A 273-nucleotide genomic window follows, 5' to 3' on the forward strand; every position below is an offset into this window, starting at 1 on the left:
ATCAGGAGGCTGGTTTACCGCAAGGCTTCCAGATCATTGACTCAGACGATCAACAGCGTTTAGTAAAGCGGGTGTTAAAAGCACTGAACTTGGATGAGAAACACTGGCCAGCCAAACAAATTCAGTGGTTTATCAATGCACGCAAAGATGAAGGGCAAAGACCGGGCAGCATCGATGCCGGTGGCGACTATAGCCTACAGCAAATGGTAAAAATTTATGCGGCTTATCAGGAGATGTGTGATCGCGCTGGCCTTGTCGATTTTGCCGAAATTT

At 47.3% G+C, this 273-nt stretch carries 1 protein-coding gene; it reads left to right on the forward strand.

Annotated elements, in window-relative coordinates; all coding sequences use genetic code 11:
* A partial coding sequence (locus tag RMT89_RS43015) for a UvrD-helicase domain-containing protein (protein WP_315889200.1) occupies positions 1-273 on the forward strand: 273 nt, incomplete at both ends.

Source organism: Streptomyces sp. P17, assembly GCF_032436805.1.
Lineage (GTDB): Bacteria > Actinomycetota > Actinomycetes > Streptomycetales > Streptomycetaceae > Streptomyces.